The 16218-nt window shown below is 66.9% G+C and carries 14 protein-coding genes and 1 pseudogene; 4 read left to right on the forward strand and 11 right to left on the reverse strand.

All coding sequences use genetic code 11. The features are described 5' to 3' along the window. Positions 1-7 precede the first annotated feature (7 nt). The 4 genes from JWP60_RS01750 to JWP60_RS01765 form a co-directional block, all read right to left on the reverse strand. The gene (locus tag JWP60_RS01750; RefSeq protein ID WP_299785778.1) at positions 8-175 is read right to left on the reverse strand and encodes a hypothetical protein; all 168 of its coding nucleotides are present in this window, start codon (positions 173-175) and stop codon (positions 8-10) included. A gap of 8 nt (positions 176-183) precedes the next feature. Beyond that, positions 184-1473: a c-type cytochrome gene (locus tag JWP60_RS01755; protein WP_299785780.1), complete on the reverse strand. Its 1290-nt coding sequence runs from the start codon at positions 1471-1473 to the stop codon at positions 184-186. Next, positions 1470-2168 carry a c-type cytochrome gene (locus JWP60_RS01760; RefSeq protein WP_299785782.1) on the reverse strand — a complete coding sequence of 233 codons (699 nt, stop codon included), beginning with the start codon at positions 2166-2168 and terminating at the stop codon, positions 1470-1472. Before JWP60_RS01760 ends, JWP60_RS01755 begins: the two co-directional genes overlap by 4 nt. Before the next feature lie 130 nt (positions 2169-2298). Next, a complete protein-coding gene (locus JWP60_RS01765) occupies positions 2299-3435 on the reverse strand; it encodes a HAMP domain-containing sensor histidine kinase (RefSeq protein WP_299785784.1) in 1137 nt (378 codons plus the stop codon). 401 nt (positions 3436-3836) lie between these two features. Between JWP60_RS01765 and JWP60_RS01770 the strand changes: the two genes are divergently transcribed. Beyond that, positions 3837-5789, forward strand: coding sequence for an ice-binding family protein (locus JWP60_RS01770; RefSeq protein WP_299785786.1), 1953 nt, complete (start codon positions 3837-3839; stop codon positions 5787-5789). A 28-nt stretch (positions 5790-5817) separates the two neighbouring features. Continuing rightward, positions 5818-6987, forward strand: coding sequence for an OmpA family protein (locus tag JWP60_RS01775; protein WP_299785788.1), 1170 nt, complete (start codon positions 5818-5820; stop codon positions 6985-6987). 112 nt (positions 6988-7099) lie between these two features. Here the strand turns inward: JWP60_RS01775 and JWP60_RS01780 are convergent, their stop codons facing one another. Next, on the reverse strand, positions 7100-7831 hold the full coding sequence (locus JWP60_RS01780; RefSeq protein WP_299785790.1) for a Crp/Fnr family transcriptional regulator: 732 nt from the start codon (positions 7829-7831) through the stop codon (positions 7100-7102). A gap of 428 nt (positions 7832-8259) precedes the next feature. On the opposite strand from JWP60_RS01780, the gene JWP60_RS01785 reads away from it, so the two are divergent. After that, on the forward strand, positions 8260-9402 hold the full coding sequence (locus JWP60_RS01785; RefSeq protein ID WP_299785792.1) for a HAMP domain-containing sensor histidine kinase: 1143 nt from the start codon (positions 8260-8262) through the stop codon (positions 9400-9402). 256 nt (positions 9403-9658) lie between these two features. Here JWP60_RS01785 and JWP60_RS01790 read toward each other — a convergent pair whose 3' ends face one another. The 6 genes and pseudogenes from JWP60_RS01790 to JWP60_RS01815 form a co-directional block, all read right to left on the reverse strand. Continuing rightward, positions 9659-11275 (reverse strand): response regulator, encoded by a 1617-nt coding sequence (locus tag JWP60_RS01790; protein ID WP_299785794.1) that lies wholly within the window; start codon positions 11273-11275, stop codon positions 9659-9661. A 34-nt stretch (positions 11276-11309) separates the two neighbouring features. Further along, the gene (locus JWP60_RS01795) at positions 11310-11609 is read right to left on the reverse strand and encodes a circadian clock KaiB family protein (protein WP_299785796.1); all 300 of its coding nucleotides are present in this window, start codon (positions 11607-11609) and stop codon (positions 11310-11312) included. Next, a complete protein-coding gene (locus JWP60_RS01800; RefSeq protein WP_299785798.1) occupies positions 11606-11944 on the reverse strand; it encodes a circadian clock KaiB family protein in 339 nt (112 codons plus the stop codon). Before JWP60_RS01800 ends, JWP60_RS01795 begins: the two co-directional genes overlap by 4 nt. Positions 11945-11950: 6 nt before the next feature. After that, positions 11951-13624, reverse strand: a complete 1674-nt coding sequence (gene kaiC, locus JWP60_RS01805; RefSeq protein WP_299785801.1) for a circadian clock protein KaiC — start codon at positions 13622-13624, stop codon at positions 11951-11953. 327 nt (positions 13625-13951) lie between these two features. Continuing rightward, positions 13952-14899, reverse strand: coding sequence for a slipin family protein (locus tag JWP60_RS01810; protein ID WP_299785803.1), 948 nt, complete (start codon positions 14897-14899; stop codon positions 13952-13954). 179 nt (positions 14900-15078) lie between these two features. Continuing rightward, positions 15079-15695, reverse strand: a pseudogene (locus JWP60_RS01815) (integrase core domain-containing protein). 296 nt (positions 15696-15991) lie between these two features. Here JWP60_RS01815 and JWP60_RS01820 point away from each other — a divergent pair. Continuing rightward, a partial coding sequence (locus JWP60_RS01820) for an RNA-binding protein (protein WP_299785805.1) occupies positions 15992-16218 on the forward strand: 227 nt, incomplete at its 3' end.

The raw sequence follows: 16218 nt of genomic DNA on the forward strand, positions 1-16218 counted from the left end.
GCGGTGCTCACTGCACCGCCCCCCGCGGCAGGTAGACCACGATGTAGAAGATGAAGTAGATCGCCACCACGATGGCGGTAGCCACGCCGGCCACCGCGAAGGCCCCCGCCGGGCCACGCCGCACGATTTCGTCGACGCGCCGGTCTTCTTCGTCGGTGGGTGGGATGGGCGACATGAGGATGTTCACTCCGGCAGCAGCTTGCGCAGGTCGTTGGCCTGCGCCGGGGTCACGGGCGTGCCGGTGTTTTCCCAGGCCACGCGGATGTAGGTGACGACGGCGGCGACTTCGTCGTCGTTCAGCAGGTGACTGAACGGCGGCATGCCGTGCGGGCGCGGGTTCTTCCTGGTCCCCGGCGCATAGCCGCCATTGAGCACCATGCGGATCGCGTTGACCGGCGATGACATCGTGATCGACTGGTTGCCTGCCAGCGGCGGGAACGCGGTGCCATTCCCCTTGCCCTGGGCGCCGTGGCAGGTGGCGCACTGCGCCTCGTACACCTTGCGCCCTGTCTCCATCACGCCGGGCTGCACGAGCCGCGCCTCGTTGGTGACCGGCGCCTGCGCTTCCTTTTGCGGCAGCGTCTTCAGGTACACGCCCACCGCCTTCACGTCGGCGTCCGAGAGGTACTGCAGGCTGTCGTAGACCACTTCGGCCATCGGCCCGTAAGTAGTGCCCCGATGCGAGACGCCGACCTGCAGCAGGTCCGCGATGTCCTGCAGCTCCCAGTTGCCCAGGCCTGCCTCGCGATTGGACGTCAGCGAGGGCGCGTACCAGTTCTGGTTGGGGATCATGCCGCCCTCGAATGCCTTGGCCTCGCTCGAGCCACCCAGCGCGTTGATGGCCGTGTGGCACATCGCGCAGTGGCCCAGGCCCTGCACGAGATAGGCGCCGCGGTTCCACTCGGCCGACTGCTTCGGGTCAGCCGCGTATTCACCTTCGCGGAAGTACAGCGTGCGCCAGCCCAGGAGCAGGTCGCGGTTGTTGAAGGGAAACTTCAGCTCGTGCGGCCGGTTCTGCTGCTTCGCCGGCGTGACGGACATGAGGTAGGCGTAGATCGCGTCGGAGTCCGCCCGCGTGACCTTGGTATAGCTGGCAAAGGGCATCGCCGGGTACAGCAGCGTGCCGTCGCGGGAGACGCCCGTGTGCATCATCCGGTAGAAGTCGTCGGGGGTCCATTTGCCGATGCCGGTCTCGTCGTCCGGCGTGATGTTGGGCGCGTACAGCGCCCCGAAGGGCGTGGGCATGGGCCGGCCACCGGCAAAAGCCTTGCCGTTTGGCGGCGTGTGGCAGGCGACGCAGTCCCCGGCGCGCGCCAGGTATTCGCCGCGGGCTATCACCTGGGTGGCCGCATTGGGCGCGGCGGCTTCCCCGGACCTGACCGGCAGCGGCCCGGGATGTGTCCAGTAGACGACGCCGATCGCCGCGAGGACGAGGATCGCCAGGGCGACGATGATCGCGATGCCCTTCTTCATCGTACGGCCTGCTGGCTGCCGCATGCGAAGGGCATGCGCACGAGGTTGGACGATTCGGGCGACGGGTCCTTGGGCGCGACCTGTTGCGACAGCCACGAGGCCACGGCGGTGATGTCGGTATCGGACAGGCGGGTGGCGATGCGCTTCATGCAGTCCGGTTCGGCCGCGTGCCGCTCACCCACGCGCCAGCGCGTGAGCTGCCCCACGATGTAGGTGGGGCGCAGGCCGACGAGTCCCGGGATGCCCGGGTCCATGCCAGTGAGGCCCACGCCGTGGCACGCCACGCAGGCGGGAATGCCCTTCTGCGGATCGCCGGCGCTGACAAGGGCGCGGCCACGTGCGAGCACATCGGCACCGACGTTCGCGACTTCCTTCGCGACGAAGGGCGGCCGCTGCCTGGCGAAGTACTCCGCAATTTCGTGCAGGAACCGGTCTGGCATGTAGGCCACCAGATAGTTCATCGGGGCGTAGTGACGCGTCCCGTCGCGAAAGGCGGCGAGCTGGTTGTACAGGTAGCCGGCCGGCTTGCCGGCGATGCGGGGGAAGTAGCCGTTGCTGGTGCCTTGTCCGCCCTGCCCGTGGCAGGTGACGCAGCCCTGCACGCGCGCTTCGATGGAGTCCGCATCCTTCACCAGCGGCACGGCCTCGTTTTGCGCAAGCGCAAACTGCGCGAACAAGGCGAGCGCTGCAAACAACGGCGCCCGTTGCCCGGACGGTGCTCGTTGCAAGCTGGCCGCTGCCGTGCTGCGATAGTCTCTCAAAAAAAAGCAAGGCATTTTGTGGAGTGAGCCGCCTGGCGATCACGGCGCTTTCGCCAGCCTCGATTCAGCACGGACGCTGCTGCAGCGACACGAGCGGGAGTGAAATCGTGAAGACGCACCCGCTGCCAGGAACGTCTCGCACGCTGAGTGCCCCCAAGTCTGCTTCGATACTTTGCCGGGCGATGGACAGGCCTATCCCGAGGCCGGACTTGTCGTCATTTCGCTGATTGAAGGAATCGAACATCCGTTCGGCACCTCCCGGCGGCAGGCCCCCGCAATGGTCCTCGACTTCGATCAACACGCGGTCGCCGACGGCACGGGCGTGAACCGTCACTGCTGAATGGGCATGGGTAAACTTGAGCGCGTTTTGAATCAGGTTGCCCAGGGCTGCCTGCAGGAGCTCACGGTTGGCCCGAACCATCATGTGGGTGTCCACCGCCGGCACGAGCAGCGTGCAACCCCTCGCCGACGCATCCAGCTGCGCCGTTTGTTCCGCGTCCCACACCAGCGCGGCAACAGAAAAGGGAGCCCGTTCGGCCTGTGTATCGCTTCGCACTTCGCCCAAAGAGCGGGTGATCAGTGTGTTCAGGGCGGCAAGACTGCGTTTGAGCACCGCACCCGTGGCGCCGCTCAAGGTCATGTTTCCCAGTTCCAGGGCGCTTGCGGCCAAGGTCGCCGTGCCAAGCGCGTTGCGAAGTTCGTGAACCAGAAATCCCACGCGCTCGTGCGCATCGGCGTGCTGTTGACGCACGACCGCAGCGTCGCGCTCGCTGCTGAACGCCATCACCGCGTAGGCAATCGCATGGTCAACGCAGCTGTTGAGAATTCGGAATTCATCGGTGGTGAAAGGCTCGTGGCGTTCATGTGCGAGTTCGGCGAGCGCCTGGCTGATGTCGCCATAGTCGTAGACGACCTGGTCGACGGAGAAGCCGAGCTTGAGAAGTTCCTTTCCGTGCGCCGTCGCGCTCACCCCGATCTCCGAGAAAGTGGATGTGTCTCGCTCCGCCACTCCTGAAATCCTGAGGCTTTGCGCTGGTTCGCCTGCCTCTTCGGCCTCGAGTGTGCGGGTCAGCTGGTCAAGGAACATCGGCACCCCGTTGGCGAGCTGCGCGTGGGTCGCGGCGCGCTGCGGGCGCTGTGAAACCTTCAACTTGCACCTGGCAATCAAGGCATCACGGTTGTCTTTCAGAAACGCATGCATGGGCAGCTCCTGTGGTCGGCGGCGCGCATCCTTCTTGCTCCCGACATTTCACAAAGGCGGCCTCGTGCCGCCGTGGAGCGCGTGAATGTCCACAAGAGCGACTGCCCGGCAGACGGTGCGTGGGCAGTCGTGCATCGGATGCACCAGGGATTTGCCTTCAGCGCGCGCGCCAGGCCCCGACTGCAGTGACTCAGCGGCAGCACTCGCGTTTCGCGGGTGGAAAAAGGCAATGGCTGCATTACCCCCGCAACTGCCGCCACGGTCGGTGCGTCGCCGCACATAGCGACTCAGGCAGCTTGCGCGTGCGGACATCCCGAGCGTGGGACGCGCTATGTACCTCAGCGCACAGACGCTGCCGCTGCGCTTCGCGATCCTGCTGCGAGCAAACGGAGTACAGACGAATGAAAAACCGACTCAGCCACTTCACCGCCAGGCTGGCAGCTTTGCTGCTGGCCGCAGTCATTGCAGGATGCGGCGGGGGAAGCGGTGGACGCGACCCCATCCTCGGCTTCGACGGTCCCTCGCAGGCGCCCCCGACGGTCACTGCCGTGGCTCCCGTGAACGGCGCGACCGGGGTTGCGTTCAACAACGCCGTGATCAGCGCCGACTTCAGCGAGGTCATGGCTCCGCTGGGCGGCACGGCCACGTTCGTCGTGACCTGCGCGGCACCCTGCACCAGCCCGAGCGGCACCGCCAGCCTGGATCCGTCCGGCCGCATCGCCACCTTCTCGCTGCCCGCCGGCGCCTCACTGGCGCCGCTGACGCTCTACACCGCCACCGTCACCGGGGCGCGCAGCAGGGTCACCGGCTTGGCGATGGTGGCGCCTTTCGTGTGGCACTTCACGACCGGAACCGTGGCGGACACCACGCGGCCGCGGGTGACGCTGACCGTTCCCGCCACCACGGTGCCGGGCCCAACGCCCGGCGTGGCGGCCAACACCGCCGTGACGGCGACGTTCACCGAGGACATGGACCCCGCCAGTATCAGCGCCGGCAGCTTCACGCTCACCTGCGCCGCACCTTGCACATCCCCGGCGGGCACCGTGACCTACGTCGTCGGCAGCCGCACCGCCGTCTTCACCCCGACCGCAGCGCTGGCAGCAGGCACCACCTACACCGGCACCATCACCACGGCGGCCAGGGACCTCGCCGGCAACGCGCTGGCCGGTAACCAGGCCGCGCTGCCGGCCGCCAGCAACTACGTGTGGACCTTCACTACCGCGGGCGCCGTGCCGCCGGCCGACGTGTCGGTGCAGAGCACCAATCCAGCCGCCGGCGCCAACAACGTCTGCCTGAATGCGGCGGTCAATGCCACCTTCGCGGTGCCCTCGGGCCTGCGCATGGACCCCGCCAGCATCACCGCTGCCAACTTCGCCGTGACCGGGCCGGGCGGCGTCGCCGTGGTGCCCGCCTCGGTGGCGCTGGACGCCGCTACCGGACGCATCGCCACCTTCACGCCGCTGGCGCCGCTGGTGGCCGGCGTCTATACGGCGCGCCTGCGCGGCGGCAGCGCCGGCGTCAAGGACCTCGCGGTGCCGGGCAACCCCATGGCGAATGACTTCGTCTGGAGCTTCAGCGCCGTGCCTTGCGCAGCGGCGACACCGGTCCCGCTCGCGTCGGCGGCCACCTTCGGCGTGTTCGGCGGATCCGCCGGCATGACCAACCAGGGCATCCTCACCGTGATCAACGGCGACATCGGCACCACCGGCGTGTCCACCGCGGCGACCGGCTTCCACGACGCCGGCCCCGGTTGCACCTACACGGAGACTCCGCTGAACATCGGCGCGGTCAACGGGCTGATCTACACCGCCCCGCCGCCGCCCACGCCGGCCTGCCCGAGCGAGGGCACGGCGGTGACGCTGGCCGTCGCCACGCAGGCGCGCGCCGACGCACTGGTCGCCTACAACCAGCTCGCGGCGTTGCCGGGCGGACCCGACCCGGGCGCCGGCAACCTGGCCAACCTGACGCTGGCTCCCGGCGTCTACACCTCCGCGGCCGGCACGTTCCGCATCCAGGGGGGCAACCTGACGCTCGACGCGGGCGGCAATGCCAATGCCACCTGGGTGTTCCAGATGGCCGCCTCGCTGACGGTCGGCGGCCCCGGTGCCGCTTTCCCGAGCAGCGTGATCCTGACCAACGGCGCCCAGGCGAAGAACGTGTTCTGGCAGGTCGGCTCGGCCGCGACCATCAACGCGGGCGGCGGCGGCACCATGGTCGGTACGATCATTTCGCAGGCGGGCCAGTCGGTCTCCACCGCCGGCGCGCTCGCGGTGACCACGATCAACGGCCGGCTGCTGTCGCTCGGCCCTTCCGTGACGCTGGTGAACACGGTCATCAACGTGCCGGCACCGTGACAGCACCCACCTTCACCAAAGAAGAATCATGACGATCACTTCCAGAAACTTCGTGGCGCTCGGCTGCCTGGCGGCGGGCACACTGGTCGGCCAGGCCAGCCTGGCGCAGGACGCCGGCTGGTACGCGGGCGGCGCCATCGGCCGGTCCGCCGCCACCATCGACGATGCGCGCATCAACCGTGGGCTGGCCAGCGAAGGCCTGGCCACCACCGCCATCGAAGACCGCGATCGCAGCACCGGCTACAAGCTGTTCGGCGGCTACCAGTGGAACCGCAACTTCGGCCTCGAGGCCGGCTGGTTCGACGTGGGCAGGATGGGCTTCACCGCGACGACCACGCCGGCCGGCACGCTGGTCGGGGATGTCCGCTTCAACGGCCTCGACCTCGACCTGGTCGGCACGCTGCCGATCAGCGATCGCTTCTCGCTGCTGGGGCGCATCGGCGGCGCGTACGTCCGCACGCGTGGCGCCTTCAGTTCCACCGGCGCGGTGGTGATGCCCTTCTCCGGCAACAGCACCAGCGCGCGGCGCTTCGGGGCCGAGTACGGCGTGGGCCTTGCCTGGCGCCTCACCGATGCCTGGGACCTGCGTGCCGAAGGCGAGCGCATCCGCGTCAACGACAGTGTCGGCAACCGCGGGCACGTGGATTTGCTGAGCCTGGCTGTCGTCTATCACTTCGGCGGCGTGGCTGCGCCTCGGACGGCAGCTGCGCCTGCAGCGGCTTACGTTGCGGCATCCATGCCACCCCCGCGCGAGGTGGTCCCCGTCCCGGCGGCGCCGCTGCCACCCCCCGCCCCTGCCCCAGCGCGGCCGCTGGTCACCGTGCACTTCTCGGCCGATGCCCTGTTCGATTTCGACCGCGCCGATCTGCGCCCGCAGGGCAGCCGGGAGCTCGATGCGTTCGTCAGCCAGTTGCGCGGCGTGCAGTACGACGGCATGCGCGTGATCGGCCACACCGATCGCCTGGGCTCCACCGCCTACAACGCCAACCTGTCCCGCCGCCGGGCCGCTGCCGTCGCCGCGTACCTGGTGCGCGCCGGAGTGCCCGCCGACAAACTGGCCACCAGTGGCGGCGGCGAATCCGACCCGCTGCCCGCAACTGCGAACTGCCACGGCAACGCTGCCACGCCGGCGCTGGTCGCCTGCCTGCAGCCGGACCGCCGAGTCGACGTGCAAGTGCAGGGCATGCGCACTCCGTGAGCCCGGGCCCAGGGTGATGCGCCAGGGCGAAACCGCGCAACTCACCTTGGCGCCACCAGGGGTTTGTCGGCACGACGCAAACGCATCAAGCTGCGTGCCCCCGCAGATGCACTCATGCCGCCTTGCGCGCGGGCAGCAGGCGGTCGTATTCCTTCTTGACCACGGCGTAGCATTCACAAGTCCGGTGCTCCAGAGCGGGCCTATCCAGTACCGTGATGTGACCGCGCGAGTAGCGGATGACGCCGGCGGCCTGCAGCTTGAGCGCGGCTTCGGTCACGCCTTCGCGCCGGACGCCCAGCATGTTCGCGATCAGTTCCTGCGTCATGCGCAGTTCGCTGCCCTGCAGGCGATCCAGACTGAGTAGCAGCCAGCGGCAAAGCTGCTGGTCCAGCGAATGGTGGCGGTTGCACACGGCGGTCTGGGCCATCTGCGTGATGAGTGCCTGCGTATACCGCAGCAACAGGTGAAGCACCGGCCCCGCGCGGTTGAACTCGTTCTTCATGGCTTGCGCCTCGAGCCGAAAACCGCGCCCCGCGCTTTGCACCACTGCCCGGCTTGGCGTGGTTTCGCCACCCATGAACAGCGACACGCCAACCAGACCCTCGTTGCCGACGAGCGCGATTTCAGCCGACGCGCCGTCTTCCATCACGTACAGCAGGGAGACGATCGAATCGATCGGGAAATAGACGTGGGCGAGCGACACGCCGGACTCGTAAAGCACCCGGCCCAGCGGCAGCTGCACCTCTTCGAGCAAGGGAGACCAACGTTCCCACTCCGGCGCAGGAAGCGCGGCCAGAAGCTGGTTGCGTCGGGGATTGCAGGATGCAGGCACGCTGTCTGTCATTTGCCGCCTCAGTATAAAAGGATGCCGGCCAAGTCTGTGCGCTACTGAACACTGCGCCGCGAGCGGCCGAGGCCCCGGTGGAGGCGCCCTGTCGGTATGCCAGCGCACCGACGGGGCATGGCTCCCCGGCGCATCCTTCGCTCCGAAGGACTCCCATGACACCTGCCGCCCAACCCCTGACGGCCGACGCCGGCCCGCTCGCCGTCCTGGTGGATGCGCGCCGCCGTCGCCGTCACGCTGCTGCCGCTGGGTGCGTGGGACTGCGTGCGCACCACCCGGGGAAGCGCCGCCCGGCGGTGCCTCGCTGGCCGCGCCGCACCAGTAGCCGTGCTGCAGCACGGCTACCGGCGTGCGCGCAGCCTGGACTTCGTCGGCAGCGAGCGGGCACGAACCTCGCCGCGGTCCCTCACTGACGCGGGAGCAACAACGTGCACCAATTCCTGATCCACAATCGCGATGAATTGATCGCCCGCTGCACGCGGAAGGTCGCGCAGCGTCCCCGCCGTTCGGCCACCGCAGCTCAACTTGAGCACGGCATCCCTCTCTTCCTCGACCAGTTGACCCGCACGCTGGGCGCGGAGGAGGATGGCCTCGCCGCCGAAAGCATTCGGATTTCCGGCGCGGCCGGGGGCGACGCGCTGTCGCTTTCCGAAATCGGCGTCAGCGCCGCTGCTCACGGCAAGGAGCTGCTGGAGTTGGGGTTTTCCGTCGACCAGGTGGTTCATGACTACGGCGATCTTTGCCAGAGCATCATGGACCTCGCCTTCGAGCGGGAGACAGCGTTCCCCACCGAGGAGTTCCGCACGCTCAATCGCTGCCTGGACAATGCCATCGCCGACGCAGTGACCGAGTTCAGCCGGCGCCGCGAAACCGGCCTGATTACCGAGCAGCAGGCAGCCGCCAACGAGCGCCTGGCGTTCTTCGTCCACGAGCTGCGAAACGCGCTCGGGACGGCGACACTTGCCGTCGGCGCCCTCGAGTTGAGCAACATGCCGATCAGCGGCGCGACCGGCGCAGTGCTCAAACGCAGCCTGCGAGCCTTGACCGGCCTGGTGGAGCGTTCGCTGGACGACGTGCGCCGGGGCGCCCTGGTCGAACACGAGGTTTTCGATGTCGCCGCGTTCATCGAGGACGCCAGCAGCGCGGCGCAGTTGGTAGCGGGTTCCCTGCGCTGCAAGTTCGAGGTGGCGCCGGTCGAACCGGCACTGGGGATGCGTGGCGACCGCGAACTGCTGCTGGCGGCGTTGTCCAACCTGCTGCACAACGCCTTCAAGTTCACGCATGCCGACACGGTGGTCACGCTGCGAGTCTTCGCGTCAACGCGCCACATCCAGATCGACGTTTCCGATCACTGCGGCGGGTTGCCCAAGGGCAGCGCGGAAGAGATGTTCATGCCGTTTCGCCAGCGCAGCAGCGACCGGTCGGGGCTCGGCCTGGGGCTGACCATCGCCCGGCAAAGCATAGAAACCGACTCGGGCACCCTGAGCGTGCGCGACATCCCCGGCGTGGGCTGCGTGTTCTCGATACGCATGCCGCGCCATGCTTTCCTGCAACAGCGGGCCAGCGGCTGAAGCCGCTGGCTTGCCTTTGCAGCCCTCCCGCTTTCAAGACTCTCACAGGACACCCCGACGACGCACAGATTCCGGACAGCTGCGGCCGCGAACTGATTGCGTCTGAGCGACTGACGCGCCGGCCAGTCCCAGGGCTGACTCGACCACGAGTGCGCCAGGGCAGAGCTCGCGCGCGACAGGAACGCGCTCGCTGCCCGATGGGAGATGTCCCACTCATCGCGTTCCGGCCAGGAGGCGCTGGATGGCCATGCCACCATCACGTCGGGGCCTCCAGTGCTGCCTCGATCGCCAGCTGCAGGTCGGCCAGCGAAAATGGCTTCGCGAGGACCGTTGCCTTCAACCCGATTGCCGCATCGAGCGCGCGCGTGTCCGCATACCCGGTGGCGAAAATCACGGGCATGTCAAAGCCCCTTGCCCGGGCCTGTTGCACGACCTCGGCTCCGTTCACACCGGGCATGAGATAGTCGATCAACAGCAAGTCAGGCGGGCTGCACGCCATGCGCGCAAGTCCCGTGAGTCCGTCGGCCGCGCCGCAGACGTCGTACCCGGCAACCGACAGGCTCTCCACGAGCAGGCTCCTGACATCGTCGTCGTCGTCGATCACGAGAATGCTGGCTGGCTTTGTCCTGGCCGCTGCGCTTGGGAGTGCGGCAACGTCTTTCATCACCGCAATCCCGGCGGACAGCGCCTGCCGCAGCAGCAGGGTCACCGTGGTCCCCGTCCCCAGCGCACTGGCGATGCGAGCCGCGCCACCCGACTGGCGGGCGATGCCATACACCTGCGCGAGGCCGAGTCCGCTGCCTCGCCCGATCGCCTTCGTCGTGAAAAAAGGATCGAAAGCGCGCGCCCGGACGTTGTCGTCCATCCCGTGGCCGGTATCGGCGATGCTCAGCTCCAGGTAGCGTCCGGCCCCGAGCTCCGGGTCGCTGCCAATTACGCGAATCGTGGTTGCTATGCGCAGGCCGCCGCCGCCGGGCATGGCATCCCGCGCATTGATCGACAGGTTGAGGATTGCCAGTTCGAGCTGGGTCTTGTCGGCGAAAACGCGCACCCCCGACGAGTCAAGATCGTAGTGGACACTGATGCCCGGCCCCAAGGTGGTTCGCAACAGCTCCGCCATGCCACGAACCAGGCTTTCCAGGTCAACGGGCTGAACGTTGATCTGCTGCGTCTCCGAGAACGCGAGCAGCTGGGACGTGAGCTTGCTGCCGCGGTCGGCGGCCCTGAGGCCGCTCTCCGACCACCTGCGCACCGCGGCGGCGTCGTGCGGCCGCAGCCGGATCAGGCTCAGGTTGCCGCAGACGGTCTGGAACAGGTTGTTGAACTCGTGTGCCAACCCTCCGGTCAGCTGGCCTACGGCCTCCATCTTCCGATGGTGACTGAAGCGGGCATCCACCTCGTGTTGTTCCGTCAGGTCGGTGACCACGCCGCCGATCAGCCGCGCCGCGCCGGGCTCCGAGACGATGTCGTTGATCGAGATATAGACGGCAACGGCGTCTTCGCCAGCGAGGCCGGCACGGAGTTCAGCGCGCGATGGCTCGGGACCGGTGGCCGCCAACAGGCTCTCGAACTTGGCCGCTTCGCCGCCGACAAAGAAACGCTTGATGTTGCTGCCTACGATCTGCTCCAGCGGGCAGCCCAGGATCTCGCCGAGCCGACGGTTGCCGTACAGCACGACTCCGTCCTCCGACAGCGTGACCGCGCCTTCCTTCATCTGCTCGATCAGCGACCGGTAGGGTCGGTCCGCGTTGACCAGGGTGAAGATCTGGTTGGAACCCGCCTGGTTCACCACTACCGCATCCACGTCGCCGCAGCGGATCGCCTCGAGCGTTTCCTCCGCCTCGCGCAGCTTGGCGCGCAGGTCGGCAATCATTGCCTCCTGGGCGGCGGAGGGCCTCGGCGCGCCATCAGTTCTCATGGTGATCGATGATCGGCAGGCTCAGCGTCGACAGAACTTTTTGTTCGTTGGAAAGGTCTCCGATGGCGCGCCGGGCGGGTGCCGGGCTGACCTTGATCAGCGTGGGCGCGGCGATGATCTGCGCACCGGCCGCGGCCTCCGGATGCTGGTAGATGTCGATGACCTCGAGGTCGTAAAGGCCGGCCAGGTGCCGCTCGCAGATGTTGCGGATGTTCTTCACCGCCTGCATCGATCGCGGCGTAGAGCCGGCCACGTAGAGGCGAAGGCTGTAGCGCTCGGCGGTCATCATGGTGCCTCGCCCCTGGACCGGATGTCCAGGCCCACGAGGACGCGCTCCGTGTTCGAGAGGTCTCCGATGATCTTCGTGAGGGGTGAAGGCAGGTGCCGCACCAGGGTGGGCAGCGCCAGGATCTGGTCGCCCGCAGCCAGCTGCGGATTCACGCGCAGATCGACGATCTCGATGGTGTAGCGGCCCGCCAGGTGCGTTTCGCAGATGACGGTGAGGTTGTGGATCGCGGCGACAGACTTCGGTGTCTGGCCCGCGACGTACAGGCGCAGCGAGTAATGGCCGTCCCGTGGTGCTTCCGCCGGGGCGGGTGTCGAACTGGTGGTGTCTGTGAGCATGGCGACTCAGCTGCGGCGCTTGGCCATGACGGAGCGGTCGGAGGCGACCACGCTTTGCTGCAGGATGCGCTGCGTGGTGAGTCCGAGCGCTTCCTTGTCGGCGTCGTCCAGGCCGGCGCGCATGTCCTCGATCTGCCGCTCGACCACCTGCCGGCTGCGCGCCAGCACGCGCACGCGCAGCTCGGCCTCCTGCTTGGCGGCGGCCAGGTCCTCGCGCTCGCTCGCTTCCTGCGTCACGCGCGCGGAACCGGTCAGCACCCCGGCGGCGCCGATGTAGGCGGGGACCACCTTGATGCCCTGGGAGGTGATCTGGTATTCGCGCAGCTGGTTTGAATGCCCCATGCCGCGTGCCTTGAGGACATACAGGATCCGGTTGCGCTCGCCGTTGGACGTCGTGTTCGACAGCGACACCCAGGCGTCCATCAGCGAGGAGATGGCGTGGTCGCTTTCGTTCATCGTTTCGTCGATGCTCGAGAGGCTGGTGAACAGCGCCGTGATCCCGTGCGACTTGAGCAGGTCGATCAGCCGCAGCAGGATGGAATTCACCTCGGTCGCGGGTCCGCGAAAGGCGGTGATGGGATCGATGAGCACGATGGACGGGTTGAACACGCTGATGTCCCGGTGCATCTTGGCCAGGTGCATCTCGACGCCGTACACACTGGGCCGCGCCGCTTCGAACTGCAGCAGCCCGGAGGCCAGATGCTGGCCCAGGCGGATCCCGATCGACTCCATGTTGCGGACGATCTGCTTGGGAGACTCCTCGAAGACGAAGTACAGGCACTTCTCGCCGGCACGGCAGCAAGCGTCGATGAAGCTCGCCGCGAACGTCGTCTTGCCGGTGCCCGCAAGGCCGGAGATCAGGATGCTGGAGGCGCGGAAGTAGCCCCGCAGGTCGAACATTTCGTCGAGCTGGGATACCCCGGACGACACCACCCGGTCCGACGTCTGGTGATCCAGGCCCGCCGACGTCACCGGGAACACGCTGATGCCCTGCGCGTCGATCAGGAAGGGGTACTCGTTGGTGCCGTGCGCCGAGCCGCGGTACTTCACCACCCGCAGGCGGCGGGTGGTGACCTGATCGACCACCCGGTTGTCCAGCAGCACCACGCAGTCGGAGATGTACTCCTCGATGCCGTAGCGCGTCAGCTGCCCTTCGCCGCGCTCGCCGGTGATGATCGCCGTCACGCCGCGTTTCTTGAGCCACTCGAACAGGCGGCGCAGCTCGGCCCGCAGCATCCCCGCATCGGTGAAACTCGAGAACAGGGTCTCGATCGTGTCCAGCACGACTCGCTTGGCCCCGATGCGCGTGATCGCGTAGTCGAGGCGCACGAACAGGCCTTCGAGGTCGTAGTCGCCGGTTTCCTCGATCTGGCTGCGATCCAGTTGCACGTGGTCGATGACGAGCCGGTTCTCGGCGATCAGGCCATCGAGGTCATAGCCAAGGGACGCGACGTTCGCCGACAGGTCCCCCGCGTGCTCCTCGAAGGACATGAAGACGCCGGGCTCGTCGTTCTTCTGCGCGCCGCAGACCAGGAAAGTCATCGCGAACAAGGTCTTGCCACAGCCGGCCGCGCCGCACAGCAGGGTGGGCCGCCCCGTCGGCACGCCACCGCCTGTGATCTGGTCGAATCCGACGATGCCGGTCGGCGTCTTGGGTAGCTGTCTCAGATCCGTCGCCATCTGCATCCTTTGAGAGCGCAAGGCCAGCGCAGTCCGCGCCGCGGCAAGCCTTGCCTGGCTGACTGTCACCGAACGCACCGGTGCCGTCCGTGCGCTAGCCCGCATAGTCGGGGGTCCGTGCTGCCCGGACCTCCGGCACGAGAAGAACTCCGCCGCGAGGGACTGACCCTGTACCCGCTTCAGTACGGCTCGGAAGTAAAGCTTCCGGCCCCTCGGATACTCCCGTTGCCGGCTGCCCCGGCACGGCGGGCGAATTCGGCGGGTCGGATCCGGTCTGGCGCGCGGCGCGCTGGCGTGTCCGGAATCGCCAGACGCGGGCCGCCGCGCTCATGCCGCCAGCAACGGGGCCTCAGCGCTGTTGTCGGCGCTCAGCACCGGGCCTGATGGGGGCCGCGGCCTGGCCGGTGCCGCAGGCTCGACCATCGTCGGGTCGGGCGCGGCTTGCCCGGCTAGTGCGAATGCCATGCTGGCGGCCGAGGGATTGAGGCTGTCGACCATCGAACTCGGCATCAGGATCGTGGCGCCACGCTCTTTCGTCGTTTCGTAAATGATGTTCATCGCGCGTAGCTGGAGCGCCCATGGATGACCCGCATAGATCTTGGCTGCCTCGACGAACCTGCCAGCGATTGCCGCCTCGGCTGAGCCCAGGATGACGCGGGCCTGCTTCTCGCGCTCGGCCTGCGCCTGGCGCGACATCGCGTTCTGCAGCGCCTCGGGAATGGCGACGTCCCGGATTTCCACGGACGTGACCGAGACGCCCCAGGGCGCGGTCTTGGCGCCGATCTCGATCTTCAGTTGCTCGTCGGCATCCTTTCGGTCGGACAAGAGCGCCGCCAACATCGACGAGCCGATCATCTCCCGTAGCGAAGTCTGGGCGACGCGGTCGATGGCTTCACGGTAGTTGGTAATCGCCAATGCCGCCTTCTCGGCATCGTGGACGTGCCAGAAGATGATTGCGTCGACGTTCACGGGCACCGTGTCGCGCGTGAGCGCCTGCTCGGCGTTGAAGGCCGTCGTCTGAATGCGGCAGTCGATCACCGCGACGATGCTGTCGATGACCGGAATGATCGCGAACAGCCCCGCGCCCTTGACGCCTTGCAGCTTGCCCATGCGCAGCACGACGAACTTCTGCCACACATTGGCCATCTTCAGTGAACTCGCGATCACTGCGGCGGCCGCGAGGAAGGCGAGTGCCAGAAACGGGTTCACCAGATAGCCGACAGCTGCGGCGGCGAGCACGCAGACAAAGACGAGGAAGGAAGTGACGGGATTCATGACGGAGCTTTCTCGGGCTGCAAAACTTCAGTGCCCTCAAGTAACGTAAACACGCCTCGCGTCCATGTCGGTGCGCTGCCGCACGAAGTCGGCAGCGACCGGAGGGCGTAGGTCGAAAGAGATCGGCTCACGATCAGCATCGCGGATGAGGCCGATCCCTACGTGACCCTGTACCCGTTTCAGTACCGTTCAGAAGTAGAAACTTCCGGCTCTTCGGGGATCACCGTTGCCGGCTCAAGCCGGCAACGGCGGGCGAATTCGGCCGGTGCGATCCAGTCTGGCGCGGAGTGGGGGCGGCTCTCGTTGTAGTCGCTGCGCCAGGCGTCGATCTTGTCCCTGGCGTCCTCCAGGGACAAGAACCAGTGGGCGTTCAGACACTCCTGGCGCAGTCGGCCGTTGAAGCTTTCCACGCGCGCGTTGTCGGTCGGTTTGCCGGGTCGACTGAAGTCAAGCTCCACGCCGTGCTCGTAGGCCCACTTGTCCATTGCCTTGGAGATGAACTCGCTGCCGTTGTCTGTCTTGATCGTTGCCGGCAAGCCCCGGGCGGCGCAAATGCGACTGAGGGTGGCGACCACGTCAGATCGGCCACGATCTGCTTTAACTTGCGATTCTCTTCTTCCAGCTGCCGCAATCGGCGCAGCTCAGAGGGACCCACGCCGCCGTACTTCTTGCGCCAGACATAAAAGGTCGCATCGCTGATGCCCATCTTGCGACAGACCTCCTCGACGCTGATACCCAGCTCCGCCTGCTTGAGCGCGAACGCGATCTGATCGCCTGTGAACTTGCTCTTTCTCACGACATGCCTCCTGGCCCTCTCGGGCCTTCATCATGCCGGGCGGTTTCTGTAACCGAGCGGTACTGAATCCTGGGACAGGGTCACGCGAAAGTACGTAACGTGCTAACCTCCGTGCTGCTGAACGTTGAGCAGAACGTCGCTCTTCAAGGTATTACTGTCTCCCTCCGGCGAACTTGCAACCCGCCGCGTCGTTGTCTGAATCCCTCCCGATGTCTTCTGACGTTGCGCATCGCGCGGCAGGTTGCTGCGCGGCACCTGTGCGCACTACTAAGCGCCATCATTGAGAAAGGCTCGCCATGAGCAGCAAGATCTACGTGGGCAACCTGCCCTACTCCGTGACCGATTCCACCCTGGAATCCAACTTTGCCGAGTTCGGCAGCGTTTCCTCCGCCAAGGTCATGATGGACCGTGAAACCGGCCGCTCCAAGGGCTTCGGTTTTGTCGAAATGGCGTCTGCGGAAGTTGCCGAGGCTGCCATCAAGGCGCTCGATGGCATGTCCGTGGATGGACGCTCGATCACCGT

The organism is Ramlibacter sp., from assembly GCF_028291745.1.
GTDB lineage: Bacteria > Pseudomonadota > Gammaproteobacteria > Burkholderiales > Burkholderiaceae_C > Ramlibacter.

Bases quoted from the DNA above. Each gene is read 5' to 3' on its own strand.
- JWP60_RS01750 (WP_299785778.1), bottom strand. From the start codon at position 175: ATGTCGCCCATCCCACCCACCGACGAAGAAGACCGGCGCGTCGACGAA.
- JWP60_RS01755 (WP_299785780.1), bottom strand. From the start codon at position 1,473: ATGAAGAAGGGCATCGCGATCATCGTCGCCCTGGCGATCCTCGTCCTC.
- JWP60_RS01765 (WP_299785784.1), bottom strand. From the start codon at position 3,435: ATGCATGCGTTTCTGAAAGACAACCGTGATGCCTTGATTGCCAGGTGC.
- JWP60_RS01770 (WP_299785786.1), top strand. From the start codon at position 3,837: ATGAAAAACCGACTCAGCCACTTCACCGCCAGGCTGGCAGCTTTGCTG.
- JWP60_RS01775 (WP_299785788.1), top strand. From the start codon at position 5,818: ATGACGATCACTTCCAGAAACTTCGTGGCGCTCGGCTGCCTGGCGGCG.
- JWP60_RS01780 (WP_299785790.1), bottom strand. From the start codon at position 7,831: ATGACAGACAGCGTGCCTGCATCCTGCAATCCCCGACGCAACCAGCTT.
- JWP60_RS01790 (WP_299785794.1), bottom strand. From the start codon at position 11,275: ATGATTGCCGACCTGCGCGCCAAGCTGCGCGAGGCGGAGGAAACGCTC.
- JWP60_RS01795 (WP_299785796.1), bottom strand. From the start codon at position 11,609: ATGATGACCGCCGAGCGCTACAGCCTTCGCCTCTACGTGGCCGGCTCT.
- JWP60_RS01800 (WP_299785798.1), bottom strand. From the start codon at position 11,944: ATGCTCACAGACACCACCAGTTCGACACCCGCCCCGGCGGAAGCACCA.
- kaiC (WP_299785801.1), bottom strand. From the start codon at position 13,624: ATGGCGACGGATCTGAGACAGCTACCCAAGACGCCGACCGGCATCGTC.
- JWP60_RS01810 (WP_299785803.1), bottom strand. From the start codon at position 14,899: ATGAATCCCGTCACTTCCTTCCTCGTCTTTGTCTGCGTGCTCGCCGCC.